The 23,054-nt window shown below is 72.3% G+C and carries 25 protein-coding genes and 1 riboswitch; of the genes, 11 read left to right on the forward strand and 14 right to left on the reverse strand.

Annotated elements, in window-relative coordinates; translation table 11 throughout:
• The first annotated feature begins 117 nt into the window (after nucleotides 1-117).
• Nucleotides 118-229, forward strand: a riboswitch (TPP riboswitch).
• The 5 genes from thiO to ADK64_RS00755 all read left to right on the forward strand — a co-directional run bounded on the left by thiO (nucleotide 227) and on the right by ADK64_RS00755 (nucleotide 5,376).
• Complete coding sequence (gene thiO, locus ADK64_RS00735; protein ID WP_053653821.1) at nucleotides 227-1,387, forward strand: glycine oxidase ThiO; 1,161 nt, start codon at nucleotides 227-229, stop codon at nucleotides 1,385-1,387. (Overlaps the previous riboswitch by 3 nt.)
• Complete coding sequence (gene thiS, locus ADK64_RS00740; protein ID WP_199829443.1) at nucleotides 1,384-1,602, forward strand: sulfur carrier protein ThiS; 219 nt, start codon at nucleotides 1,384-1,386, stop codon at nucleotides 1,600-1,602. The genes thiO and thiS overlap by 4 nt, the downstream gene beginning before the upstream one ends.
• A 3-nt stretch (nucleotides 1,603-1,605) precedes the next feature.
• Nucleotides 1,606-2,400: a thiazole synthase gene (locus ADK64_RS00745; RefSeq protein WP_053653823.1), complete on the forward strand. Its 795-nt coding sequence runs from the start codon at nucleotides 1,606-1,608 to the stop codon at nucleotides 2,398-2,400.
• 96 nt (nucleotides 2,401-2,496) lie between these two features.
• The gene (gene pknB, locus ADK64_RS00750) at nucleotides 2,497-4,416 is read left to right on the forward strand and encodes a Stk1 family PASTA domain-containing Ser/Thr kinase (protein WP_053653825.1); all 1,920 of its coding nucleotides are present in this window, start codon (nucleotides 2,497-2,499) and stop codon (nucleotides 4,414-4,416) included.
• Between the two features lie 57 nt (nucleotides 4,417-4,473).
• Nucleotides 4,474-5,376: a deoxyribonuclease IV gene (locus ADK64_RS00755; RefSeq protein ID WP_053653827.1), complete on the forward strand. Its 903-nt coding sequence runs from the start codon at nucleotides 4,474-4,476 to the stop codon at nucleotides 5,374-5,376.
• An 18-nt stretch (nucleotides 5,377-5,394) separates the two neighbouring features.
• Here the strand turns inward: ADK64_RS00755 and ADK64_RS00760 are convergent, their stop codons facing one another.
• Nucleotides 5,395-6,027, reverse strand: coding sequence for a sulfite oxidase-like oxidoreductase (locus ADK64_RS00760; protein ID WP_053653829.1), 633 nt, complete (start codon nucleotides 6,025-6,027; stop codon nucleotides 5,395-5,397).
• 182 nt (nucleotides 6,028-6,209) lie between these two features.
• On the opposite strand from ADK64_RS00760, the gene bfr reads away from it, so the two are divergent.
• Nucleotides 6,210-6,689 (forward strand): bacterioferritin, encoded by a 480-nt coding sequence (bfr, locus tag ADK64_RS00765; RefSeq protein WP_053653831.1) that lies wholly within the window; start codon nucleotides 6,210-6,212, stop codon nucleotides 6,687-6,689.
• Here the strand turns inward: bfr and ADK64_RS00770 are convergent.
• Both ADK64_RS00770 and ADK64_RS00775 read right to left on the reverse strand, forming a co-directional pair.
• Nucleotides 6,686-6,928, reverse strand: a complete 243-nt coding sequence (locus ADK64_RS00770; protein ID WP_053653833.1) for a (2Fe-2S)-binding protein — start codon at nucleotides 6,926-6,928, stop codon at nucleotides 6,686-6,688. The genes bfr and ADK64_RS00770 overlap by 4 nt on opposite strands.
• A 149-nt stretch (nucleotides 6,929-7,077) precedes the next feature.
• The gene (locus ADK64_RS00775) at nucleotides 7,078-8,430 is read right to left on the reverse strand and encodes a class II 3-deoxy-7-phosphoheptulonate synthase (protein ID WP_053653835.1); all 1,353 of its coding nucleotides are present in this window, start codon (nucleotides 8,428-8,430) and stop codon (nucleotides 7,078-7,080) included.
• A gap of 106 nt (nucleotides 8,431-8,536) precedes the next feature.
• Here ADK64_RS00775 and ADK64_RS48855 point away from each other — a divergent pair, with 106 nt between their 5' ends.
• Both ADK64_RS48855 and ADK64_RS00780 read left to right on the forward strand, forming a co-directional pair.
• On the forward strand, nucleotides 8,537-8,593 hold the full coding sequence (locus ADK64_RS48855) for a trp operon leader peptide (protein WP_107092901.1): 57 nt from the start codon (nucleotides 8,537-8,539) through the stop codon (nucleotides 8,591-8,593).
• 91 nt (nucleotides 8,594-8,684) lie between these two features.
• Nucleotides 8,685-10,586, forward strand: a complete 1,902-nt coding sequence (locus tag ADK64_RS00780) for an anthranilate synthase family protein (protein ID WP_053653836.1) — start codon at nucleotides 8,685-8,687, stop codon at nucleotides 10,584-10,586.
• Here the strand turns inward: ADK64_RS00780 and ADK64_RS00785 are convergent.
• The 5 genes from ADK64_RS00785 to ADK64_RS00805 all read right to left on the reverse strand — a co-directional run bounded on the left by ADK64_RS00785 (nucleotide 10,538) and on the right by ADK64_RS00805 (nucleotide 15,421).
• Nucleotides 10,538-11,533, reverse strand: a complete 996-nt coding sequence (locus ADK64_RS00785) for a 2-hydroxyacid dehydrogenase (protein WP_053653838.1) — start codon at nucleotides 11,531-11,533, stop codon at nucleotides 10,538-10,540. The genes ADK64_RS00780 and ADK64_RS00785 overlap by 49 nt on opposite strands.
• Nucleotides 11,534-11,605: 72 nt before the next feature.
• Complete coding sequence (locus ADK64_RS00790) at nucleotides 11,606-12,634, reverse strand: 6-phosphofructokinase (protein WP_053653841.1); 1,029 nt, start codon at nucleotides 12,632-12,634, stop codon at nucleotides 11,606-11,608.
• Between the two features lie 99 nt (nucleotides 12,635-12,733).
• Nucleotides 12,734-13,411 carry a response regulator gene (locus ADK64_RS00795; RefSeq protein WP_053653843.1) on the reverse strand — a complete coding sequence of 226 codons (678 nt, stop codon included), beginning with the start codon at nucleotides 13,409-13,411 and terminating at the stop codon, nucleotides 12,734-12,736.
• Nucleotides 13,408-14,628, reverse strand: coding sequence for a MacS family sensor histidine kinase (macS, locus tag ADK64_RS00800; RefSeq protein ID WP_053653845.1), 1,221 nt, complete (start codon nucleotides 14,626-14,628; stop codon nucleotides 13,408-13,410). Before macS ends, ADK64_RS00795 begins: the two co-directional genes overlap by 4 nt.
• 55 nt (nucleotides 14,629-14,683) lie before the next feature.
• Entirely contained in the window at nucleotides 14,684-15,421 is a 738-nt protein-coding gene (locus tag ADK64_RS00805; RefSeq protein WP_053654367.1) for a lysophospholipid acyltransferase family protein, read from the reverse strand.
• Nucleotides 15,422-15,599: 178 nt separating this feature from the next.
• Between ADK64_RS00805 and ADK64_RS00810 the strand changes: the two genes are divergently transcribed.
• The 3 genes from ADK64_RS00810 (at nucleotide 15,600) to ADK64_RS45740 (ending at nucleotide 17,915) form a co-directional block, all read left to right on the forward strand.
• On the forward strand, nucleotides 15,600-16,388 hold the full coding sequence (locus ADK64_RS00810) for an alpha/beta hydrolase (RefSeq protein WP_053653847.1): 789 nt from the start codon (nucleotides 15,600-15,602) through the stop codon (nucleotides 16,386-16,388).
• Nucleotides 16,381-16,983: a hypothetical protein gene (locus ADK64_RS00815; protein ID WP_053653848.1), complete on the forward strand. Its 603-nt coding sequence runs from the start codon at nucleotides 16,381-16,383 to the stop codon at nucleotides 16,981-16,983. Before ADK64_RS00810 ends, ADK64_RS00815 begins: the two co-directional genes overlap by 8 nt.
• A gap of 65 nt (nucleotides 16,984-17,048) precedes the next feature.
• Nucleotides 17,049-17,915 carry a hypothetical protein gene (locus ADK64_RS45740; RefSeq protein ID WP_053653850.1) on the forward strand — a complete coding sequence of 289 codons (867 nt, stop codon included), beginning with the start codon at nucleotides 17,049-17,051 and terminating at the stop codon, nucleotides 17,913-17,915.
• Here ADK64_RS45740 and ADK64_RS00825 read toward each other — a convergent pair.
• From ADK64_RS00825 to ADK64_RS00850, 6 genes are all read right to left on the reverse strand, one after another.
• The gene (locus ADK64_RS00825; RefSeq protein WP_053653852.1) at nucleotides 17,896-18,642 is read right to left on the reverse strand and encodes an endonuclease/exonuclease/phosphatase family protein; all 747 of its coding nucleotides are present in this window, start codon (nucleotides 18,640-18,642) and stop codon (nucleotides 17,896-17,898) included. The two genes, ADK64_RS45740 and ADK64_RS00825, sit on opposite strands and share 20 nt — an antisense overlap.
• 132 nt (nucleotides 18,643-18,774) lie before the next feature.
• Nucleotides 18,775-19,728 carry an ROK family glucokinase gene (locus tag ADK64_RS00830; protein ID WP_053653854.1) on the reverse strand — a complete coding sequence of 318 codons (954 nt, stop codon included), beginning with the start codon at nucleotides 19,726-19,728 and terminating at the stop codon, nucleotides 18,775-18,777.
• A 67-nt stretch (nucleotides 19,729-19,795) separates the two neighbouring features.
• Nucleotides 19,796-20,308, reverse strand: coding sequence for a DUF5304 domain-containing protein (locus ADK64_RS00835; protein WP_053653857.1), 513 nt, complete (start codon nucleotides 20,306-20,308; stop codon nucleotides 19,796-19,798).
• Nucleotides 20,309-20,366: 58 nt separating this feature from the next.
• Entirely contained in the window at nucleotides 20,367-21,542 is a 1,176-nt protein-coding gene (locus tag ADK64_RS00840) for an ArsA family ATPase (RefSeq protein WP_053653859.1), read from the reverse strand.
• Between the two features lie 44 nt (nucleotides 21,543-21,586).
• Entirely contained in the window at nucleotides 21,587-22,030 is a 444-nt protein-coding gene (locus tag ADK64_RS00845; protein ID WP_053653861.1) for an SRPBCC family protein, read from the reverse strand.
• A gap of 117 nt (nucleotides 22,031-22,147) precedes the next feature.
• Nucleotides 22,148-22,975 (reverse strand): metallophosphoesterase family protein, encoded by an 828-nt coding sequence (locus tag ADK64_RS00850; protein WP_199829444.1) that lies wholly within the window; start codon nucleotides 22,973-22,975, stop codon nucleotides 22,148-22,150.
• Nucleotides 22,976-23,054 lie beyond the last annotated feature (79 nt).

A 23,054-nucleotide genomic window follows, 5' to 3' on the forward strand; every position in this document is an offset into this window, starting at 1 on the left:
GACGGACGGTCAGTCAGGGGGCGTGCTCGGTGACCTGCTCCACACCCCCTGAAGAACTCCCCGCGCGCGGGGGCTCTCTTACGGGTGACGGGCGCGGCGGGCTAGGGTGGCTGCCGTACACGCACTCGCGGGAGCCCGGACGCACCGGGCTGAGAGGGAGGCTGGCGGCCTCCGACCGTACGAACCTGATCCGGGTCATGCCGGCGAAGGGAGGGGCTGGACGCCCATGTCGTCACGTACGCCCGACGTCCTCGTCATCGGGGGCGGAATCATCGGCCTGGTCACCGCCTGGCGCGCGGCGCAGCGCGGGCTCGCCACGGCCGTCGTGGACCCCGAGCCCGGCGGCGGGGCCGCGCAGGTCGCGGCCGGGATGCTGGCCGCGGTCACCGAACTGCACTACGGCGAGGAGACGCTGCTCGCCCTGAACCTGAGGTCGGCCCGCCGCTATCCGGCCTTCGCGGCCGAGCTGACCGAGCTGACCGGCCACGACCTCGGCTACCGCCGTTGCGGCACCCTCCAGGTCGCGCTCGACGCCGACGACCGCGCCCATCTGCGCGAGCTGCACGCCCTCCAGCGGCGCTCTGGGCTGGAGTCGCAGTGGCTGTCCGGGCGGGAGTGCCGGCGCCTGGAGCCGATGCTGGCGCCCGGGGTGCGCGGCGGGCTGCGGGTCGACGGCGACCACCAGATCGACCCGCGGCGGCTCGCGGCGGCCCTCGTGGTCGCGTGCGAACGGTCCGCAGTGGTGTTCCACCGCGCGTGGGCCGAGCGACTGGACGTCGTGGGGGGCCGGGCCGCCGGGGTCACCACGGCCGACGGCACCGAGCTGCGCGCCGGGCAGGTGGTCCTCGCGGCCGGAAGCCTGAGCGGGCGGCTCGCGGGGTTGCCCGAGGCGCTGCTGCCGCCGGTGCGGCCGGTCAAGGGCCAGGTGCTGCGGCTGACCGTACCGCGCGCGTACGCGCCGTTCCTGAGCCGTACCGTGCGGGCCGTCGTCCGCGGCGGCCACGTCTACCTGGTGCCCCGCGAGAACGGCGAACTGGTCGTCGGCGCCACCAGCGAGGAACTGGGCTGGGACACGACGGTGACGGCGGGCGGCGTGTACGAGCTGCTGCGCGACGCCCATGAGCTGGTGCCCGGCATCACCGAGCTGCCGCTCGTCGAGACCCGTGCCGGGCTGCGCCCCGGCTCGCCCGACAACGCGCCGCTGCTCGGGCCGTCCGGGCTCGACGGGCTGCTGCTGGCCACCGGGCACTATCGCAACGGGGTGCTGCTCACGCCGGTCACCGGCGATGTGCTGGCGCAACTGCTGACCGGCGGCGAACTGCCGGAAGAGGCCCGTCCGTTCACGCCGCAGCGCTTTGGCGCCGTCCTCCAGGAGCAGCCCGCATGAGTACCTCTGTCGACATCTCGATCTCCGTCAACGGCGAGCGCCGGGACGTCGCCGCGGGCACCGCGCTCGACTCCGTCGTACGCTCCCTGGCCGCCGCGCCCTCCGGGGTGGCCGCGGCCGTCAACGAGACCGTCGTCCCGCGCGCGCAGTGGGCGAGCACACCGCTCGGCGAGGGCGATCGCGTGGAAATCCTCACCGCTGTGCAGGGAGGCTGAGCCATGGCCGACGATTCCTTGGTCCTCGGGGGTACGACGTACTCGTCGCGGCTGATCATGGGGACGGGCGGTGCGCCCAGCCTGGAGGTGCTGGAGCGGGCGCTGGTCGCCTCCGGCACGGAGCTGACGACGGTCGCGATGCGGCGGGTGGACCCCTCCGTGCACGGCTCGGTGCTGTCGGTGCTGAAGAAGCTGGGCATCCGCGTGCTGCCGAACACGGCGGGCTGCTTCACCGCCGGGGAGGCGGTGCTGACCGCGCGGCTGGCCCGGGAGGCGCTGGGCACGGACCTGGTCAAGCTGGAGGTCATCGCCGACGAGCGGACGCTGCTGCCGGATCCGGTGGAGCTGCTGGAAGCGGCGGAGACGCTGGTGGACGACGGGTTCACGGTGCTGCCGTACACGAACGACGATCCGGTGCTCGCGCGGAAGCTGGAGGACGCCGGGTGCGCGGCGGTGATGCCGCTGGGGTCGCCGATCGGGTCCGGGCTCGGGATCCGCAACCCGCACAACTTCCAGCTGATCGTCGAGCACGCACGCGTGCCGGTGATCCTGGACGCGGGGGCCGGTACGGCGTCCGACGTGGCGTTGGCGATGGAGCTGGGGTGCGCGGGGGTGATGCTCGCCTCCGCCGTGACCCGGGCGCAGGAGCCGGAGCTGATGGCGGCGGCGATGCGGCATGCGACGGAGGCGGGCCGGCTGGCCCGGCTGGCGGGGCGGATCCCGCGCCGGCACTTCGCGGAGGCCTCCTCGCCGGCGGAGGGACGTGCACGCCTGGACCCCGAGCGCCCCGCCTTCTAGCCCGCGGGGCGCACAACCGTCACAGCTCGGCTGCATTCCGTCCCCCGAACAGCGCAGTGTGCGGCTCTGTCGGTCCTCCCTCGTAGACTCCCCTGCGTGGATACGACCCTTCAGGATCCCCTCGTCGGGCAGGTGCTCGACGGCCGCTATCGCGTCGACGCGCGGATCGCCGTAGGCGGGATGGCCACGGTCTACCGGGCCCTGGACACCCGGCTGGACCGCGTCCTCGCGCTGAAGGTGATGCACCCGGCGCTCGCGGCCGACGGATCCTTCGTCGAGCGGTTCATCCGGGAGGCGAAGTCCGTCGCCCGGCTCGCCCACCCCAACGTCGTCCAGGTCTTCGACCAGGGCGCCGACGGGTCGTACGTGTACCTGGCGATGGAGTACGTCGCCGGGTGCACCCTGCGGGACGTGCTGCGCGAGCGGGGCGCGCTGCAGCCGCGGGCCGCGCTGGACATCCTGGAGCCGGTGCTGGCCGCGCTCGGTGCCGCGCACCGGGCCGGCTTCGTGCACCGGGACATGAAGCCCGAGAACGTGCTGATAGGCGACGACGGGCGGGTCAAGGTCGCCGACTTCGGCCTGGTGCGCTCGGTGGACACCGTGACCAGCACGACGGGTGCCGTGCTGGGGACCGTGTCGTATCTCGCGCCCGAGCAGATCGAGCAGGGCACCGCCGAGCCGCGCGTCGACGTGTACGCGTGCGGTGTCGTGCTCTACGAGATGCTGACGGGCGGCAAGCCGCACTCCGGGGACTCCCCCGCGCAGGTGCTCTACCAGCACATCCACCAGGACGTGCCGCCGCCCTCGGCGCTGGTGCCGGGGCTGGCGTCCGCGCTGGACGAGCTGGTCGCGGCGGCCACCGCGCGCATCCCGGAGGTCCGGCCGCAGGACGCCGTGGCGCTGCTCGCCCGGGTGCGTGAGGCGCGCCAGGGGCTGAGCGCCGGGCAGCTGGACGCGTTGCCGCCGCAGGCACTGTCCGCGGAGCACGACAACGCCGGGGACCGTACGAGCGTGATCCCGCGCTCGCTGACCGTGCCCCGCCCGCTGCCCGTCAACGAGGAGGAGCAGATCGCAGGCGGTGTCCAGCACACCAGCCGGCTCCAGGCCCCGCCGGTGCCGCCGCGCCGTCGGCCGAAGCGGCTGCTGCTGACCGTGATCGCCGCCGTGCTGGTGATATTCGGTGCGGGCGCGGGGGTCTGGTACATCAACTCCGGCCAGTTCACGAAGGTCCCGCCGCTGCTGTCGAAGACCGAGGTGCAGGCGCGGGAGCGGCTCAGAGCGGCCGGGCTCGATGTCGGGCAGGTCAAGCGCGAGTACAACGACGCCGTCCAGCGCGGCACGGTCATCGGCACCGACCCGGCGCCCGGCAGCCGGATCCGCGGCCATGACGCGGTGACGCTGACCGTGTCGCTGGGTCCGGAGACGGTGAACGTGCCGGATGTGACGGGCCGGCCGCTGGCCGAGGCGCGGACGCGGCTGAAGGCGGACGGGCTGGAGCCGGGCATGGTCACCCGGGAGTTCAGCGACGGCGTCCCCGAGGGCTCCGTGATCGGCACGACCCCGCAGGCGGGTACCAAGCGGCACGCCGGCTCGGCGATCGCGCTGACCGTCAGCAAGGGCAGCCCGGTCGACGTCCCGGACGTCACCGGTGACGATCCGGCGGATGCCAGGCAGACGCTGACGGACGCCGGGCTGAAGGTGGTGATCGCCCCCGACCGGGTCAACTCCGAGTACGACAAGGGCAAGGTGGCCCAGCAGAGCCCGGGCGACGGCAGCCAGGCCGCCAAGGGCGACACGGTGACGCTCACGCTGTCCAAGGGCCCGCAGATGGTCGAGGTGCCGGACGTGACCGGCGACAGCGTCTCCGACGCGCATACGGCGCTGGAGGGCGCCGGCTTCAAGGTGAGCGAGGACCGCGGACTGCTCGGGCTGTTCGGCGACACCGTGAAGAAGCAGTCGGTGAAGGGCGGCGACACCGCGCCCAAGGGCTCGACGATCACGATCACCATCCGGTGACCGGGGTCACCGGGGAGCGTGGTCCGGCGGCCGGGGCTGACATGACACCCTGAACGGGTGAGTCCCGATCAGTCCTCCCTCCAGCCGCCCCGCTCGTCGGCCCTCCCCCGCAATCCCGTCGGCGGCCACGTCCCCGTGGCCGGTGGCCTGCACTCCGTGGGGCTGTCGTACGCCCGCACGCTGAAGGCGGAGACCGTGCAGGTCTTCGTGGCCAACCCGCGCGGCTGGGCCACGCCCGCCGGAAACCCCCGGCAGGACGAGGCGTTCCGTGAGAGCTGCGCCGAGGAGTCGATCCCGGCGTACGTCCACGCCCCCTATCTGATCAATTTCGGCTCCCACACCGAGGCGACCGTGGAGCGGTCGGTCGAGTCGCTGCGGCATTCGCTGCGGCGCGGGCGGGAGATCGGCGCGCTGGGTGTCGTCGTGCACACGGGCAGCGCGACGGGCGGGCGGGAGCGGGCCGTGGCGCTGCGGCAGGTACGCGAGCGCATGCTGCCGCTGCTGGACGAGCTGACCCACGACGACGACCCGTTCCTGCTCCTCGAGTCGACGGCCGGACAGGGCGCCTCCCTCTGTTCCCGGACCTGGGACTTCGGGCCGTACTTCGAGGCGCTGGAGGCCCATCCGAAGCTGGGCGTCTGCCTGGACACCTGTCACATCTTCGCCGCCGGGCACGATCTGACCGGGCCCAGCGGTATGCACCAGACGCTGGACCTGCTGGTGGACACCGTCGGCGAGGGGCGGCTGAAGCTGATCCACGCCAACGACTCCAAGGACGTGGTCGGCGCGCACAAGGACCGGCACGAGAACATCGGCGCCGGCCACATCGGCGAGGACCCGTTCCGCGCGCTGATGACCCACCCTGCGACCGAGGGCGTCCCGCTGGTCATCGAGACGCCGGGCGGCACGGAGGGGCACGCGGCGGACGTGGAGCGGCTGAAGAAGCTCAGGGACGGCTGAGGGCGCCGGAACCGGCCGTCACAGTTCGGGCCCGTCCCCCGGGCCCTCCTGGTAGGAATAGCGCTGTTCCTTCCAGGGGTCACCGACGTTGTGGTAGCCGCGTTCCTCCCAGAAGCCGCGGCGGTCGGCGGTCATGTACTCCACGCCGCGGACCCACTTGGGGCCCTTCCAGGCGTACAGGTGGGGCACGATCAGGCGGACCGGGAAGCCGTGCTCGGCGGTGAGGAGTTCGCCGTCCTTGTGGGTGGCGAAGATCGCGCGGTCGGAGGCGAAGTCCGCCAGGCGGAGGTTCGAGCTGAAGCCGTACTCCGCCCAGACCATCACATGGGTGACGTCCGGGGCCGGCGGGGCCAGCTCGAGGAGGGTCCGGGCCGGGATCCCGCCCCACTCCGAACCGGTCATGCTGAACTTCGTCACGCAGTGCAGATCGGCCACCACGGTGGTGTACGGCAGCGCCGTGAACTCCTCGTGGCCCCAGGTGTGCTTGTCGCCGTCGGCGGTGGCGCCGAAGACCCGGAACTCCCAGCGCTCGGGGCGGAACTTCGGTACGGGCCCGTAGTGCGTGACCGGCCAGCCACGCTGGAGCCGCTGACCCGGCGGAAGCTCGGCCGCTGCCGCCGCTCCAGACGCTCGCTCCACCGGATGACCCATGTATCCATCCTGACAGACCTCGGGCAGTGCCCTTGACCACCCGTTCACCACTCCCCATGAACCGGACAAGCGGCATCAAGTCAGGGCGAACTTACTAAGTATCCACTTACTGGACGATCTTCGTCACCGGTGCAATCATGCCGCCGCACACCCCCCGCTTCCCCGTGGAAGGAGCCGCTGCGATGCAGGGCGACCCCGAGGTCATCGAATTTCTCAACGAGCAGCTCACCGGCGAGCTGACCGCGATCAACCAGTACTTCCTGCACGCGAAGATGCAGGAGAACTTCGGCTGGTACAAGCTCGCCAAATACACGCGGCACGAGTCGTTCGACGAGATGAAGCACGCCGAGACGCTCACCGACCGGATCCTGTTCCTGGAGGGGCTGCCCAACTACCAGCGGCTCTTCCACGTCCGCGTCGGACAGACCGTGAAGGAGATGTTCGAGGCGGACCGGCAGATCGAGGTGGAGGCGATCGACCGGCTCAAGCGGGGCATCAAGGTGATGCGCGAGAAGGGCGACATCACGTCCGCGAACATCTTCGAGGACATCCTCGCCGACGAGGAGCACCACATCGACTACCTCGACACCCAGCTGGAGCTGGTGGAGAAGCTCGGCGAGGCGCTCTACATCAGCCAGCTCATCGAGCAGCCGGAGAGCTAGGCGGCTTCCGCGATGCCGGGTGCCGCCGGAAGCTCGGTCAGCACCGGCTTGCCCTGGTCGGCCAGCTCACGACGGGGGCAGGCGCCACGGCCGAGGAGGGCCTGGATGCGGCGGACGCACGAACCGCAGTCCGTGCCCGCCTTGCACGCGGAGGCTATCTGGCGGGGGGTGCAGGCGCCGCCCTCCGCGTGCTGCTTGACCTGGTCCTCGGTGATGCCGAAGCAGCTGCAGACGTACACGCGGATTCACCTCCCTACGGGATCACTGCCGTACCCCGTGCCGTTTTCCGGTGAGGCAAACCTAACCTTACCCATCCTTCGGGGCCCGCAAAAGTGCGAGGGGCGCGGATCCTGTGTGATCCGCGCCCCAGAGACAGCCGACCGGGTGCTTACTGGTCCCGGTACATCTCGGCCACGAGGAAGGCCAGGTCGAGCGACTGGCTGCGGTTCAGCCGCGGGTCACAGGCCGTCTCGTAGCGCTGGTGGAGGTCGTCGACGAAGATCTCGTCGCCGCCGCCCACGCACTCGGTGACGTCGTCGCCGGTCAGCTCCACGTGGATGCCGCCCGGGTGGGTGCCGAGGCCCTTGTGGACCTCGAAGAAGCCCTTGACCTCGTCCAGCACGTCGTCGAAGCGGCGGGTCTTGTGCCCGGAGGCCGCCTCGAAGGTGTTGCCGTGCATCGGGTCGGTCACCCAGGCCACCGTCGCACCCGAGGCCGTGACCTTCTCGACCAGCTCGGGGAGCTTGTCGCGGATCTTGTCGGCGCCCATGCGGACGATGAAGGTCAGCCGGCCCGGCTCCCGCTCGGGGTCGAGGCGGTCGACGTACCGCAGCGCCTCCTCGGCCGTCGTCGACGGGCCGAGCTTGATGCCGATCGGGTTCCTGATCTTCGAGGCGAACTCGATGTGCGCGTGGTCCAGCTGCCGGGTGCGCTCACCGACCCACACCATGTGCGCGGAGACGTCGTACAGCTTGCCGGTGCGCGAGTCGACCCGGGTCAGGGCGGACTCGTAGTCCAGCAGGAGCGCCTCGTGCGAGGAGTACAGCTCGACGGTCTTGAACTCCTCCGGGTCCGTGCCACAGGCCCGCATGAAGTTCAGCGCGCTGTCGATCTCCCGCGCGAGCTGCTCGTAGCGCTGGCCCGACGGGGAGGTCCGCACGAAGTCCTGGTTCCAGGCGTGCACCTGGCGCAGGTCCGCGTAGCCACCGGTGGTGAAGGCGCGCACCAGGTTCAGCGTGGACGCCGAGGCGTGGTACATGCGCTTCAGCCGCTCGGGGTCCGGGACGCGGGACGCCTCGGTGAAGTCGAAGCCGTTGACGGAGTCGCCCCGGTACGTCGGGAGCGTCACGCCGTCGCGGGTCTCGGTCGGCTTGGAGCGCGGCTTGGAGTACTGCCCCGCGATACGGCCGACCTTCACCACGGGCACGGCGGCCGCGTAGGTCAGGACGGCACCCATCTGGAGCAGCGTCTTGATTTTGTTGCGGATGTGGTCCGCGGACACGGCGTCGAAGGCCTCGGCGCAGTCGCCGCCCTGGAGGAGGAACGCCTCTCCCTTGGCGACGGCCGCCATCCGGGCGCGCAGCTGGTCGCACTCGCCCGCGAAGACGAGCGGCGGATACGACTCGAGGTCCGCGATCACTGCGCGCAGAGCCTCAAGGTCGGGGTACTCGGGCTGCTGCGCCGCGGGCAGGTCTCGCCAGGTGTTGCCAGCGCTCGCGCTGGTCTTAGCGTTCACGGTCACCTCGTAAACATTACGGGGTCGTGGTGCGTGCGATGGTTTCTGGCTCGAAAGGTGAGACGCGCGGTTTGCCCCGTGGACAGGCGGGGGGTGCGGTAGGGTTCCTCGCATGTTCGCGCTTTCGAACCAGAACTGGTGGTGGACCGCTTCTCCGGCGGCCCGCTGACTGCGCGTACTCAAGACTTCGCGAAGGCCGCCCGAGGGGCGGCCTTCGGCGTTTGTCGAGGTCGTTCCTCCCCCTACCCGGCAGAGGAACCATGGACCTGACAGACCTGTTGCACGACGACCGCCCCTTCGCCCTGCTCCGCCGCCGTACCCCCGGCCACGACGAGAGCACGGTGGAGGTCCTGCTCGGCCCGGTCACCCCGCGCGAGCGGCTCGCCGACCTGCCCGCCGAGGGCCTGGCGCTCATCCCGTTCCGGCAGATCCGCGAGCGCGGGTTCGACATCCGCGACGACGGCACCCCCCTGCTGGTCCTCACCCCCGAGGAGACGTACACGATCCCGCTCGCCGAGGCGCTGGAACAGCTCCCGGCGCACGCCGTCCGGGTCGAGGACGGCGGGTTCGACGTCGAGGACGAGGAGTACGCCGGGATCGTCGGGCGGGTGCTGGCCGAGGAGATCGGCCGCGGCGAGGGAGCGAACTTCGTCATCCGGCGCACGTACGAGGGCGAGATCCCCGGGTTCGGCCGGGCCGACGCGCTCGCGCTGTTCCGGCGGCTGCTGGCGGGCGAGCGGGGCGCGTACTGGACGTTCGTCGTGCACACCGGGGACCGGACGCTGGTGGGCGCGAGCCCCGAGGTGCACGTGCGGATGTCCGGCGGCACGGTCGTCATGAACCCGATCAGCGGCACCTACCGCTATCCGGCCGAAGGCCCGACCCCGGAGCACCTGCTGGACTTCCTCGCCGACGGCAAGGAGATCGAGGAGCTGTCGATGGTCGTCGACGAGGAGCTGAAGATGATGTGCACCGTCGGCGACATGGGCGGGGTCGTCGTCGGACCGCGGCTGAAGGAGATGGCCCACCTCGCGCACACCGAGTACGAGCTGCGCGGAAAGTCCTCGCTGGACGTGCGGGAGGTACTGCGGGAGACCATGTTCGCGGCGACCGTCACCGGCTCGCCGGTGCAGAACGCGTGCCGGGTCATCGAGCGGTACGAGCCCGGCGGGCGGGGCTACTACGCCGGGGCGCTGGCGCTGCTCGGCCGGTGCGCGGGCGACGGGCGGGAAGGATCCGCGGGCGCGCAGACCCTGGACTCCCCCATCCTGATCCGCACCGCCGACATCAGCGCCGACGGCCGGCTGCGCGTCCCGGTCGGGGCGACGCTGGTGCGCGGCTCGGACCCGGCGAGCGAGGTCGCGGAGACGCACGCGAAGGCGGCGGGCGTGCTGGCGGCCCTCGGGGTACGGCCGGCCCGGCCGCGCGAGGAGCGGGAGCGGCCCCGGCTCGCCGACGATCCGCGGGTGCGGGCCGCGCTGGACGGGCGGCGCTCCTCGCTCGCCCCGTTCTGGCTGCGGATGCAGGAGCGGCTTCCGGCGGCCGAGGGGCACGCCCTCGTCGTGGACGGCGAGGACACGTTCACGGCGATGCTGGGACACCTGCTGCGCTCGGGCGGCCTGGAGGTGAGCGTACGGCGCTACGACGAGCCGGGGCTGCGGGCGGCCGTGCTCGCGCACGAGGGTCCGGTGGTGCTCGGCCCCGGCCCGGGCGACCCCCGCGACCTCGCGGACCCGAAGATGCGGATCCTGCGGGACCTGGCCGCCGCGCTGATCGGGGAGCACCGGCAAGGGGTGCTGGGGGTCTGTCTGGGCCATGAGCTGATCGCGGCCGAGCTGGGCCTGGACGTCGTCCGCAAGGAGGTGCCGTACCAGGGGGCGCAGACCACGGTCGACCTGTTCGGGCAGGCCGAGACCGTCGGCTTCTACAACAGCTTCGTCGCCCGCTGCGACGACGAGGCGGCCCGGGAGCTGGCCGCGCACGGGGTGGAGGTGAGCCGGGCCGCGAACGACGAGGTGCATGCCGTGCGAGGTCCGGGCTTCGCTGGTGTCCAGTTCCACCCGGAGTCGGTCCTCAGCCTGAACGGGGCCGCGATCGTGCGGGAGCTGATCGGTCAGCTCACCGGTACCAGAACGTTCTCCGAGCGGCGGCCCTCGGCGTAGTCCAGGACGTTGCGCAGCGTGGCGTCGACGATCTGCCCGACGGCGTCCTCGGTGTAGTACGCCTGGTGCGAGGTGACCAGGACGTGGGGGAAGGTGACCAGGCGGGCCAGGGTGTCGTCCTCGATGGCCTCCAGGGACTTGTCGAGGAAGAACAGGCCCGCCTCGGACTCGTAGACGTCCAGGCCGACCCCCGCGAAGCGGCCCTCGCGCAGCTCGGCGACGAGGGCCGCGGTGTCGACGAGGCCGCCGCGGCTGGAGTTGACCAGGATCGCGTCGTCCTTCATCGCCTTCAGGGCGGCCGAGTCGATCAGGTGCTGGGTCGCGGGCATCAGCGGGACATGCAGGCTGACCAGGTCGGACTCGGCGAGGAGCTGGTCCTTCGGGACGTACGTCATGCCGAGCCGGCGGCAGGCGGGGTTCTCGGCGACGTCCCAGCCGAGCAGGCGCATGCCGTAGCCGTGGGCGATCCGGGTGAACGCCTCGCCGATCTTGCCGGTGCCGAGCACGCCGACGGTACGGCCGTGCATGTCACGGCCCATCAGTCCGTCGAGCCGGAAGTCGAAGTCGCGCGTACGGGTGGAGGCGCGCACGATCCGGCGGTTGACGGCCATGGCCAGGGTCCAGGCGAACTCGGCGACGGAGTGCGGCGAGTAGTACGAGACCCGGGCCACGGTCATGCCGAGGCGCGCGGCGGCGTCGAGGTCGATGTTGTTGTAGCCGGTCGAGCGCTGGGCGACCATCCGGGTTCCGCCGGCCGCGAGGATCCGCAGGACGGGTGCGTGGAGATCGGCGTTGACACTGGTGGAGATCGCCTCGTGCCCGGCCGCGATCGGGGCGGTGTCCTCGGTCAGGAAGACCTCCAGGCACCGCACGTCGTGGTGGCCCTGGAAGGCCCGCTCGATCAACGGCCGCTCGTCCGCCTGCACACCGAAGGCCACGATGTCCACAGTCACTCCCGGCTGCTCCCGGTTGTCTGGGCTATGGGCCGAAATATACGGCCCACAGCCCCGGGTCGCCGGTCAGCCGAAGAAGACCCCGACCTCCTCGTACAGCTTCGGGTCGACCGTCTTCAGCTTGGCCGTGGCCTCGGCCAGCGGGACGCGGACGATGTCCGTGCCGCGCAGGGCGACCATCGCGCCGAAGTCGCGGTCGTGGACGCAGTCGATCGCGTGCAGGCCGAAGCGGGTGGCGAGCCAGCGGTCGAAGGCGCTGGGCGTGCCGCCGCGCTGCACGTGCCCGAGGACCGTGGTCCGGGCCTCCTTGCCGGTGCGCCGCTCGATCTCCTTGGCCAGCCACTCGCCGACCCCGGAGAGCCGGACGTGCCCGAAGGAGTCCAGCGAGCCGTCCTTGAGCACGACATCGCCGTCCTTGGGCATGGCGCCCTCGGCGACGACCACGATCGGCGCGTACGACGCCCGGAAGCGGGAGGTCACCCAGGCACAGACCTGCTCGACGTCGAAGCGCTGCTCGGGGATGAGGATGACGTTGGCGCCACCGGCCAGTCCCGAGTGGATGGCGATCCAGCCGGCGTGCCGGCCCATCACCTCCACCACCAGGACCCGCATATGGGACTCGGCGGTGGTGTGCAGCCGGTCGATGGCCTCGGTGGCGATGTTGACGGCGGTGTCGAAGCCGAAGGTGTAGTCGGTGGCCGACAGGTCGTTGTCGATCGTCTTGGGCACCCCGACGCAGGGCACCCCGTACTCGTCGGACAGGCGCGCGGCGACGCCCAGGGTGTCCTCGCCGCCGATCGCGACGAGGGCCTGGACGTCCAGTTTCGCCAGGTTGTCCTTGATCCGGCGGATGCCGTTCTCCGCCTTGAGGGGGTTGGTGCGCGAGGAGCCGAGGATGGTGCCGCCGCGGGGCAGGATGCCGCGCACCGCGGGGATGCCGAGACGGACGGTGTCGCCCTCGAGGGGGCCTCGCCAGCCGTCCCGGAAGCCGACGAAGTCATAGCCGTACTCCTGCACGCCCTTGCGGACGATGGCCCGGATGACGGCGTTGAGCCCGGGGCAGTCGCCGCCTCCGGTCAGTACTCCGACCCGCATGGAAATGTCCCTTCGCCGGGGTTCCCTGACAGTCGGTCACGCTAACGGTGACTCAGGTCACAACGGGAGGGGCGGGATGGGTGATTTCGGAGTATTCGGCTACTCCTCGTCGAGGCCGCGCTCTATGGCGTACCGCACCAGTTCGACGCGGTTGTGCAACTGGAGCTTGCCGAGGGTGTTCTGGACGTGGTTCTGGACCGTGCGGTGGGAGATGACGAGGCGTTCGGCGATCTGCTTGTAGCTCAGGCCCTTGGCGACCAGGCGCAGCACCTCCGTCTCCCGGTCCGTCAGCCGGGGTGCGCCGGGCTCGTCGGCGTCCGGGGCGGGGGCCGGTTCGGAGGCCAGCCGGCGGTACTCGCCGAGGACCAGTCCGGCGAGGCCCGGCGTGAACACCGGGTCGCCGACGGCGGTACGGCGCACGGCGTCCAGCAGTTCCTCGGTGGAGGCCGACTTCAGCAGATAGCCGGTCGCGCCGGACTTGACCGCCTCCAGGACGTCGGCGTGCTCACCGCTCGCGGAGAGGACGAGGACCCGCAACGCCGGGTTGTGGCCCACGAGTTCCTTGCACACCTGGACCCCGGGCTTGGCCGGCAGGTTGAGGTCCAGCACGAGGACGTCGGGGGCCGCGGCCCTGGCCCGGCGGACCGCCTGCTCGCCGTCGCCGGCGGTGGCGACCACGTCGAAGCCGGACTCGGCCAGGTCCCGGGCGACCGCGTCGCGCCACATGGGGTGGTCGTCCACCACCATGACCCGGATCGGGTCCTGCTGCTGTGTCATCGCTGCTCCGCCTTCCCCCGCGCCCGCGTGGCGCTCTTCGGTACCTTCAGCTCGACTTCCGTGCCCTGCCCGGGGACGGAGACGAGTTCGGCGCTGCCGCCGAGGTCGCGCAGCCGGCCGCGGATCGACTGGGCGACGCCGAGCCGGCCCTCGCCCTCGGCCTGGGTGAGCCGGCCCTCGGGGATGCCGGGGCCGTCGTCCCGGACGGTCACGACGATCCCGTCCGGCTCGTCCTCGACCAGGATCCAGGCCTGGGCGTCCTCGCCCGCGTGCTCGCGTACGTTGTCCAGGGCGGCGCCGACCGCGGCGGCCAGGTCGCGGGCGGCCGGCCGGGGCAGTCCGACCGGCGCACCGGGCTCGGCCAGGCTCACCCGGGCACCCGCGTAGGGCGCCAGCAGCGAACGCAGATCGACCGGACCGTCGTCGTCCGGTTCCTCCACCGCGCGGACGACGGCTCCGGCCGAGGCGTCCTCCGAGATCCGGGAGACCGGCAGCAGACCGCCGGAGACCAGCGTGCGCAGGGCCACCTCCTGCTCCCCGGCCAGCCGGCCCAGCTCGGCCGCCTCGCCGCCCAGGGCCGCGCCCCGGCGCTTCACCATCGCCAGCACCTGGAGCACGCTGTCGTGGATGTCCCGGGCGAGCCGCTCCCGCTCCCTCGTGGCGGCCTCGATCTCCAGGGCGCGGGCGAGGGTGCGCTCGGAGGCGCGGGCGACCTCGACGACGTAGCCGACGGCGATGGAGGCCACCCAGACGAGGATCAGGCTGTGCACGGTGTCCCGCGCGGGATGGCCGCGTTCGATCAGGTTGGCCAGCGCGACCGGCGTGGAGGCGGCGGCGGCCCAGCGCCAGCCGCCCTTGATCGCGAAGGCCAGCACCGCACCGCCGGTCCATATCGACGGCAGCGTGGGGCCGCCCGCGATCCGCTGGTGGCTGTCGGCGAGCGGGGTGAGCAGGACGCCGGCGAGGGCGATGACCAGGTCGGTGGCGAGGAAGCGCTTGGTGCAGCTCGCCGCGTTGCGCACGCGCTGCAGGGTGGCGAGCGTCCAGCCGAACAGGACGGCGAAGTAGCAGACGGCGACCCAGGGGCGTACGTACAGGTCGTACCTGGTGACGCCGAGGCCGATCGCGTACAGCATGGTCAGGACGCGGTAACCGGCGAGCGCGCGCCACAGCGGCAGCTCGACCGACATCCGCATGACACGCTCGCGCTTGGGCATCTCCCCCGACTTTCCCGAATCCCCTGATTTCTCCGGCTGTCCCGGTCCCCCGGGGTCAGGCCTGCGCCGCCGCCTTCTTCTCCGCTTCCTTGGCCTCCTTGGCCGCCTTCGCCGCCTCCGCGATCTGCCGCTTGGCCGCGGTCGCGTACATGTCGACGTACTCCTGGCCGGAGAGCTTCATGATCTCGTACATGACCTCGTCGGTCAGGGCGCGCAGGACGAAGCGGTCGTGCTCCATGCCGGCGTAGCGGCTGAAGTCCAGTGGCTTGCCGATCCGGATGCCGGGCCGCATCAGCTTCGGCATCACCTGGCCGGGCGGCTGGATCTTCTCCGTGTCGATCATCGCGACCGGGATGACCGGCGCGCCGGTGGCGAGCGCCACGCGCGCGAGGCCGCCGGGCTTGCCCCGGTAGAGCCGGCCGTCGGGCGAGCGGGTGCCCTCGGGGTAGATGCCGAACAACTCGCCGCGCTCCAGCACCTCTATGCCGCTCTTGATCGCGGCCTCGCCGGCGCCGCGCGCCCCGGAACGGTCCACCGGGAGCTGTCCGACGCCCTTGAAGAAGGCGGCTGTGAGCCGGCCCTTGACCCCGGGGGTGGTGAAGTACTCCGCCTTCGCGATGAAGGTGACCTTGCGGTCCAGGACCGCGGGCAGGAAGAACGAGTCCGAGAAGGACAGGTGATTGCTCGCCAGGATGGCTGCCCCTTCGGCCGGTACGTTCTCCAGGCCTTCCACCCAGGGCCTGAAGGCGACCTTCAGCGGCCCCCCGATGGCGACCTTCATCGTGCCGTACAACACCCGTGTGCCTCCCGTTTCCGTCGAACAGACCTTAACCCGGAGGACCGTCAAAGGGCCCGACGACCCTGGTCGGTGTCAGTGCGGTCGCGTACGGTGAAGCACATCCGCGCTTTTCCTCACGCCTTTGCCGGCCTCCGGGCCGTGCGAGGCCTTCTCAAGGGACAGGAGAGTCGAGGTGCCGGTTCTCCCCGGAGCCGAGCCGTACCGCCACGAGGGCGGGGAGGTGGGGGTCCTCCTCTGCCACGGCTTCACCGGCTCGCCCCAGTCGCTGCGCCCCTGGGCGGAGCACCACGCGGCCCACGGCCTGACCGTGTCGCTTCCGCTGCTGCCCGGCCACGGCACCCGCTGGGAGGACATGCAGGTCACGGGCTGGCAGGACTGGTACGCGGAGGTGGACCGCGAGGTGCGCCTGCTCTCCGAGCGCTGTTCCCGGGTGTTCGTCGCGGGCCTGTCGATGGGCGGCGCGCTGGCCCTCAGGCTCGCGGCCCGGCACGGCGCGCGGGTCGCGGGCGCGGTGGTCGTCAACCCGGCGAACAAGGTGCACGGCCTGTCGGCGTACGCCCTTCCGGTGGCCCGGCATCTCGTGCGGACGACGAAGGGCATCGCCAGCGACATCGCGAAGGAGACCGCGGCGGAGCTGGGCTACGACCGGGTGCCGCTGCACGCGGCGCACTCGCTGCGGGTGTTCCTGCGCCGGCTGGACGGCGAGCTGCCCCAGGTCACCCAGCCGTTGCTGCTGCTGCGCAGCGCGCAGGACCATGTCGTCCCGCCCGTCGACTCGGCCCGGGTGCTGAGCCGGGTGTCGTCCACGGACGTGACCGAGGTCGTGCTGGAACACAGCTACCACGTGGCGACGTTGGACAAGGATGCGGACCGGATCTTCGAGGAGAGTCTCGCCTTCATCGGCCGGCTCGCAACCGGTGTCGGCAAGGACGGCAAGGAAGGGACGGCCGCAGTTGGCTGAGCACGACTCGGACCGCGAGGGTCGCGAGCCGGACGAGCAGGGGGTACCCATCGACGAGGAAGCCGTCTGGCGGGCCATCGTCGCCGGGTACGGCGAGGAGCCGCCGGACCCTCCGGGCGCGAAGCCCTTCAAGCCGGTGGAGGATCTCGCGCTGCCGGAGGAGGACGCCGGGCAGGAGACGGCGAAGGACACCGCCGAGGAGACCGGGAGCGGCAGGGACGACTCCGCCGGTGCGCCGCCCGTCCGGCCGCTGGGCAGCTCGGTCTCCTTCGCGCCCGGTGTCAGCACCGGCCCGCGCGACTACACGGCGCCGGAGCCCGCCGAGGGCGACTTCGACGAGGACGACGAGGGCCACTTCGTCCCGCCGGAGCCGCCTCCGCTGCCGATGGCGGACACCACCGCCAAGTTCGCCTGGCTGGGCGTGGTCGGCGGCCCGCTGCTGCTCCTGCTGGCGGTGCTGCTCGGCTGGGACATGACGTGGTGGCTGACCACCCTGGGCATCGGCGGCTTCCTCGGCGGCTTCGCGACGCTGGTGATGCGGATGCGCACGGACGACGACGAGGACGGTGACCCGGGCCGGGGCGCGGTGGTCTGAGGCCCGGCCCGCACCCGTCCTGGACTTTTCGTAGAGGTCCCGGACGGGTCACCTGTCCTGGGCCCGTGCCGCGCGACACGCTCGCCCCGGAACGGACCGTCCGGACCGCCGTGCAGCTCCTGGACGGCGAGGGGCTCGACGGGCTGGACATGCGCGGCCCGGGCCGGCGGCTCGGGGCCGCGGCGACCGCCGTGTACTGGCACGTGAAGAACAGGGACGACCTCGTGCTGCCGGGCCGCCGACCGGGTGTGGCACGAGGCCGAACTGCCGCCGCTCGACGGGGACGACCGGCGCGGCACCGCACCGGCAAGGCGCGCTACGCCGACCGGCTGCCCGGCGTGTTCGGGACCACCGGGTCCTCGGCCAACGAGGCGGACCGGGCGGCCGTCGCGGTGCTCACCTGCGTCTTCGGCCCTGCGCTCGGCGCGTCGGCCACGGCGTCCCTGACGCGGAGACCGCGGCGGGCCGGCGAGGACGCGGAGCGGCGCTTGGAGGAGGCACTCGCGAAAGCGGCGCAGTCGGCGGTCGGCGCAGCCGTTTCCCCGGCCGCGGGCGCCGCTGGAGGGGCTGCGGCCGGGCGGTGCGGGCACCTGAGTGCGGGCACCTGCCCCGGCGGCGCCGCGTACGGCGGCCGGGCCCGGCCGAAGGGGCACCCGGCCAGGTCGACTCCCGTGATCGTGCCGTCCACCGCCCGGGAGGAACAGCCCCGTTGGCCCTGCAGACCCGCCCTCGGTGATGACGTACTCGTCGTCGGCGCCGGGAAGGAAGCCGGTCTCCGCCGCCGGGTGGTCCGGGGCATCAGGTTCCGGTCCGGGGTGGAACACAGTGCGCTCGTCGACCGGCGGTGGGGGGTGCTCGGCGTTCGGCACGCCGTGGGCGAGGCGGCTCTCCTGGCGGGGCCCACCTCGGGGTTCAAGCGGCCGGGATCCTGACGGCGGCGAGGACCGGGAGGTGGTCCGTGGCCGCGACCAGGTCGGCCCGGGTGACGCCCGGCTGGTCCAGGGGCACCCCGCAGCCGAGCACCTCGACGCCCTTCGTGGCGAAGACGGCGTCGATGCGGCGGTGGGGCTGGCTGTACCGCCAGGTCTCCTCGCCGCCCCAGGGGGCCACCGCCCGGCAGTCCTGCAGGGCGCCCGAGAGCAGGCGGAAGGCGGGGCCGTCGGGGCCTTCGTTGAGGTCGCCGCCGGCGATGGCGTGCTCCACCCCCATACCGGCGAGGCGGTCGAGGAGCAGGGCGGCCTGATCGCGGCGCTCGTCCTTCCGCAGGCTCAGATGGCAGCTGAGCACGCCGACGCGGACGCCGCCGAACCGGACCACTGCCGTGGCCAGGCCACGCCTGTGCTGGCCGGGGGTGAGTGGCAGGAGGACGTCTTGCGTCCGTTCCACGGTGGCCCGCAGCGAGCAGAGGATCGCCGGGCCGGCCGCCGTGGCACCGCCGGTGAGGATGACCTGGCCGGAGGCCGCGGCGAGGCGGGCGAGCTTTTTGCGCCAGCGGAAGAAGCGGGGGGCCTCCTGGACGAGGACCAGGTCCGGGGCGCAGGCGGTGATCACTCTGGCGAGGGCGGCGGTGTCGTCGCGCATCGAGCGGATGTTGTAGCTCAGGACGCGGAGGATGGGTGAACCGTCGGGCTCCGTGCGGGAGTTGGGGAGCAGCTCCATATGGATCAATGTACGCCCAACAGCTCGGGGCGCGGGGTTCGTGTGTGACTACCGCCTCGTCGTGGCTGGTCGTGCCCACGTGGCGGAGTCGCACATCGCTACAGCCCCGCGCCCCTGGAAAGCTGAGGTCTCTTACATGATCGGGTCGGGCTCCCGGGCCAGGTCCGCCGCGCCCACCATGCCCGCCTTGTTGCCCAGCTGGGCCGCGATCACGTCGGCCACCGGGCGCCAGTTGCCGCCCACCAGCCAGCGCTTGTACGACTTGCGGATCGGGTCGAGGACCAGTTCACCCTCGTCGGAGAGGCCGCCGCCGACGATGAACGCGGACGGGTCGAAGAGGGAGGCGAGGTCGGCCAGGCCCGCGCCGGCCCAGCGGGCCAGCTCGCGGTAGGAGTCGACGGCCACCGGGTCGCCCTGGCGGGCGGCCATGGAGATGTGCTTGCCCTCGATGCCGTCGGGGGTGCCGTCGCCGAGCGAGAGCAGCAGCTCGGCGTGCTCGGGGGTGGCGTTGGCGCGCTGCTTGGCGTAGCGGACCAGAGCACGGCCCGAGGCGTACTGCTCCCAGCAGCCCTGCGAGCCGCAGCCGCACAGCAGGCCGTCCGGGACCATCCGGATGTGGCCGAACTCGGCGGCCACGCCGAAGTGCCCGCGGCGCAGCTTGTTGCCGATGATGATGCCGCCGCCGAGGCCGGTGCCGAGCGTGATGCAGATGACGTTGCGGTGGCCCTTGCCGGCGCCGAACCTGTACTCGCCCCAGGCGGCGGCGTTGGCGTCGTTCTCGACCACGACCGGGAGGCCCACGCGGGCCTCGACCTTCTCCTTCAGCGGCTCCTGGCGCCAGTCGATGTTCGGCGCGAAGTACACCGTCGAGCGCTGCCGGTTCACGTAACCGGCCGCACCGATGCCCACGCCGACGATCTCGTGTCCGGCGCGCGCGCCCTCCACCGCCGAGGCGATGGCGTCCACGATGGCCTCGGGCGTGGTGGGGGTCGGCACCTTGAAGGTCGAGAGGATGTTGCCTTCCTCGTCGACCACGCCGGCCGCGATCTTGGTGCCGCCGATGTCGACGCCGATGGTGAGTCCCATGAATCCCTCAGTTTCGGTCGAGCCCCGCTACGGCCAACCGTACCCGAGGCCCTTTCGTGGGAGCGCTTCAGTCCAGGTCGATGCGCTCCCCCGGACCAGTGCCCTCGCCCCGGTCTCCGCGGTCCTTCGGATCCTTCGGGCGGCCGGCCGTCGGATCGTCGGGCGGGCCGGCGGTCCAGCGTCGTTCCTGGGCCTGGACGGCGGAGCGATAGGCAGCCAGCAGCTCGCCGCCGGCCGCGGCCAGGTGGTCGAAGACGTCCGGGTTGCGCTCTATGACGGGCTCGACCGCGGCCTTGGCCTGCTGGACGACCTGCCGTACGACCTGCTGGGCGGCGAGGCCGCCGAGGAGGGGTGACTGGAGGCCGGACAGCTTGTCGGCCACCGTGTCCACGAACTTCTTCAGTTCCTCGGCGGCCGAGCCCGGCTGCGGGCCGTGCTCGGCGCGGCGGCGGGCCTTCTCGGCGGCGAGGTCCTCGGCGCAGGCCGTGGCCCACGCGTCGGCGTCGGTCGCCCGGCCCTCTTCCTCGTACGAGTCCTCGTACGCGTCGGATGCGGTGCGCTCGGGACGCTCTTCGCTCATGGCGGACTCCTGTGACTGCGGTTCGCCTGTACGACGTTACCCGAACGGGCGTACCCGTTCACCGTCCGGCGGCGGGCCACAGGTCGGGGTCCGGGGCGAACCGGATGCGCAGCTCGCCCTCGCGCAGGCCGGCTCCGGCGACGGTGCAGCGGCGCAGGGCGGAGGGCAGCGGAGCGATCCGGCGGAACGGGCCCACGGTGATCACGAGTTCGTCGCCGCGCCGGATGAGGTCCAGCTCGTCCCGTATCGCGCCGGGCAGCGGGATGTGCCAGACCAGGACGCCGTCCTCGGCGATCCGGTCGGTGACGGGCCACCCGACCGGGTCGGGCGACGGGTTGACGCAGGGGGTGGCGAGGGCGGCGAGGTCGTCGTCGCCGTGCGGGTCGCGGCCCAGGTGGGCGACGGGGTGGACGTCGTACGGCAGCTCCTGCCAGTCGGCGAGGGCCTTGCGCTGCTGGGCGAGGAGGCCCGCGAGCCAGCTGTCCGGCGCGGTCTCGGGCAGGGCCCGGTTGGCGATCAGGGCCTCGGTGCGCAGGCCGCGCAGGGCGAGGCCGAGGCCGGCGGCGCGGACGGCGTCGGCGCCGGCCGGGCCGGGCTCGGCGACCAGCCGGACGGAGGTGCGGCGGTCGGTGAGGACGGCCTCGACGGCGGCGAGTTCGACGTCCCAGCGCCCGGCCGTCTCGTACAGCCAGTCGGCGGGCATCGGCACACCGGCCAGCCGGCCGAGGACCGGACGCAGGGCGCGGGCCGCCTGCCGCTCGGGCGGGAGCAGACGGCGCAGATAGCGGCGCAGTTCCTCGGGCAGGGCGAGCAGGGCCAGGGCCTGCGGGAGGGGCGGGAGGTCCACGACGAGGAGGTCGTAGCGCTCGCAGAGGGCGGCGTCCCGCAGCGCGCGCAGGAAGGACAGCTCCTCGGCGCCAGGCAGCGGGGTGACCTCCTCGGCGTCCAGGCGGGAGGCGCCGAGCAGGTCCAGGACGCCCGCCGCGCGGGTCTGGAAGGCGGTGAGGTCCGCGCGGAACCGGTCGACCGCGTCGGGGCGCCAGGCGGTGAGGTTCGGCGCGGCTTCCGTCGGGGCCGGTCCTGTCGCGCACCCCAGGGCCGCGCCGGGGGTGTCGGTGCGGTCGGCGCTCAGCAGGAGGGTGCGGGTGCCCTCGCGGGCGGCGCGCAGTGCGGTGGCGGCGGCGATCGTGGTACGACCGCTGCCGCCGGGGCCCGTGATCAGGATGGTGCGCATGAGGGTGAACGCTACCGTCGTGCGCGGGTCGCGGACCGGGGCGACTACTGCTCCCCCGACTCCACCCTCTTCTTCAGGCCCGCCAGCGCCCGGTCGATGATGACCTTCTCCGCCTTGCGCTTGATCATGCCGAGCATGGGGATCTTGACGTCGACCGTGAGCCGGTAGGTGACCTCGGTGGCGTCCTGGCCGGCCGGCTTCAGGAGGTAGGAGCCGTCCAGGGAGCGCAGCATCTGGGACTTGACCAGGCTCCAGGAGACCTCGTTGCCACTGGCCCAGGTGTAGGCCAGGGTCTGGTCGTCCTTGATGGCGCCGGCGTCCATGACGAGGCGGACCTGCGCGGCGCGGCCCTGCTCGTCGGTCGCGAGGACCTCCGCCTCCTTCACCTCGCCCGTCCAGTCCGGGTAGCGCGCGAAGTCGGCGATCACCGCCATGACGTCGGCCGGTGCCGCCTCGATCGTGATGCTCGAGCTGGTGTGTTCCGCCATCGCCGTGGCTCCTCCAGATGCGGGCCGTACAGAGGTCGTCGTGCGCACGTGTGTGCAGCGTGAAGGCTACCGCGCCGCCGACCTGCCGCCTTCACCCGTGTCCGGCCGGCCACCGGATCACCATTCCAGCGCCCAGGGCCGGCCCGTCCCGGCGAAGTGCCCCACGTTCACGCACTCGGTCGTGCCGATCCGCATGCGGCGTACGAGCGGCTGATGGACGTGCCCGAAGAGCGCATAGCGGGGTTTCGTACGGCGGATGGCGGCCAGCAGGGCGCGGCTGCCGCGTTCGAAGCGCCGGGCGACGGTGTCGTAGACCAGCTCGGGGACCTCCGGCGGGATGTGCGTGCACAGCACGTCGACCTCGCCGACGGCCTCGATCTTCGCCGCGTACTCCTCGTCGTCGATCTCGTACGGCGTGCGCATCGGCGTCCTCAGGCCGCCGCCCACGAAGCCGAAGGTGCGGCCGCCGATCTCCACCCGCTGGCCGTCGAGGACGGTGGTGCCGGGGCGGGCGTACTCGCGCCACAGGGGCGGCATGTCGACATTGCCGTAGGTGGCGTACGTCGGGGTGGGGAACGCGGCGAACATCTCCGCGTACTGCTTGCGCACGGCCCGCTCGATGGCGCCGGCCCGGTCGCCGCCGATGCCGGCCCACAGCCGGGCGCCGAACTCCCGGGCCTCCTCGAAGCGGCGGGCGGTGCGCAGCTCGACGATGCGGTCGGCGTTCTCCTCGCCGAACAGGTCCGGGAAGATCCCGCGCGAGTGGTCGGCGTAGTCGAGGAAGAGGACGAGGTCGCCCAGGCAGATCAGGGCGTCGGCACCCTCGCCGGCCCGGGCCAGGTCCCGGGCGTTGCCGTGCACGTCGCTGACCACGTGGACGCGCGTCCTGCGGCTGTCGGCGTTTCGGCCTGCGGCGGTTCGTTCCCCGGACGGTGTGGATGCCATGACGATCAAGCGTAGGCGTGTGCGATGTGCGTGAACAGTGTCCGTCCAGCCTGCGGTTACTCGCCGGTCGGTTCAGCCG

This window comes from Streptomyces sp. MMG1121, assembly GCF_001280015.1.
Lineage (GTDB): Bacteria > Actinomycetota > Actinomycetes > Streptomycetales > Streptomycetaceae > Streptomyces.

What these genes read in the sequence shown, in the direction of transcription:
- thiO (WP_053653821.1), top strand. Translation starts at nt 227, where the DNA reads ATGTCGTCACGTACGCCCGACGTCCTCGTCATCGGGGGCGGAATCATC.
- thiS (WP_199829443.1), top strand. Translation starts at nt 1,384, where the DNA reads ATGAGTACCTCTGTCGACATCTCGATCTCCGTCAACGGCGAGCGCCGG.
- ADK64_RS00745 (WP_053653823.1), top strand. Translation starts at nt 1,606, where the DNA reads ATGGCCGACGATTCCTTGGTCCTCGGGGGTACGACGTACTCGTCGCGG.
- ADK64_RS00760 (WP_053653829.1), bottom strand. Translation starts at nt 6,027, where the DNA reads ATGGGTCATCCGGTGGAGCGAGCGTCTGGAGCGGCGGCAGCGGCCGAG.
- bfr (WP_053653831.1), top strand. Translation starts at nt 6,210, where the DNA reads ATGCAGGGCGACCCCGAGGTCATCGAATTTCTCAACGAGCAGCTCACC.
- ADK64_RS00780 (WP_053653836.1), top strand. Translation starts at nt 8,685, where the DNA reads ATGGACCTGACAGACCTGTTGCACGACGACCGCCCCTTCGCCCTGCTC.
- ADK64_RS00790 (WP_053653841.1), bottom strand. Translation starts at nt 12,634, where the DNA reads ATGCGGGTCGGAGTACTGACCGGAGGCGGCGACTGCCCCGGGCTCAAC.
- ADK64_RS00795 (WP_053653843.1), bottom strand. Translation starts at nt 13,411, where the DNA reads ATGACACAGCAGCAGGACCCGATCCGGGTCATGGTGGTGGACGACCAC.
- macS (WP_053653845.1), bottom strand. Translation starts at nt 14,628, where the DNA reads ATGCCCAAGCGCGAGCGTGTCATGCGGATGTCGGTCGAGCTGCCGCTG.
- ADK64_RS00825 (WP_053653852.1), bottom strand. Translation starts at nt 18,642, where the DNA reads ATGGAGCTGCTCCCCAACTCCCGCACGGAGCCCGACGGTTCACCCATC.
- ADK64_RS00830 (WP_053653854.1), bottom strand. Translation starts at nt 19,728, where the DNA reads ATGGGACTCACCATCGGCGTCGACATCGGCGGCACCAAGATCGCGGCC.
- ADK64_RS00835 (WP_053653857.1), bottom strand. Translation starts at nt 20,308, where the DNA reads ATGAGCGAAGAGCGTCCCGAGCGCACCGCATCCGACGCGTACGAGGAC.
- ADK64_RS00840 (WP_053653859.1), bottom strand. Translation starts at nt 21,542, where the DNA reads ATGCGCACCATCCTGATCACGGGCCCCGGCGGCAGCGGTCGTACCACG.
- ADK64_RS00845 (WP_053653861.1), bottom strand. Translation starts at nt 22,030, where the DNA reads ATGGCGGAACACACCAGCTCGAGCATCACGATCGAGGCGGCACCGGCC.
- ADK64_RS00850 (WP_199829444.1), bottom strand. Translation starts at nt 22,975, where the DNA reads ATGGCATCCACACCGTCCGGGGAACGAACCGCCGCAGGCCGAAACGCC.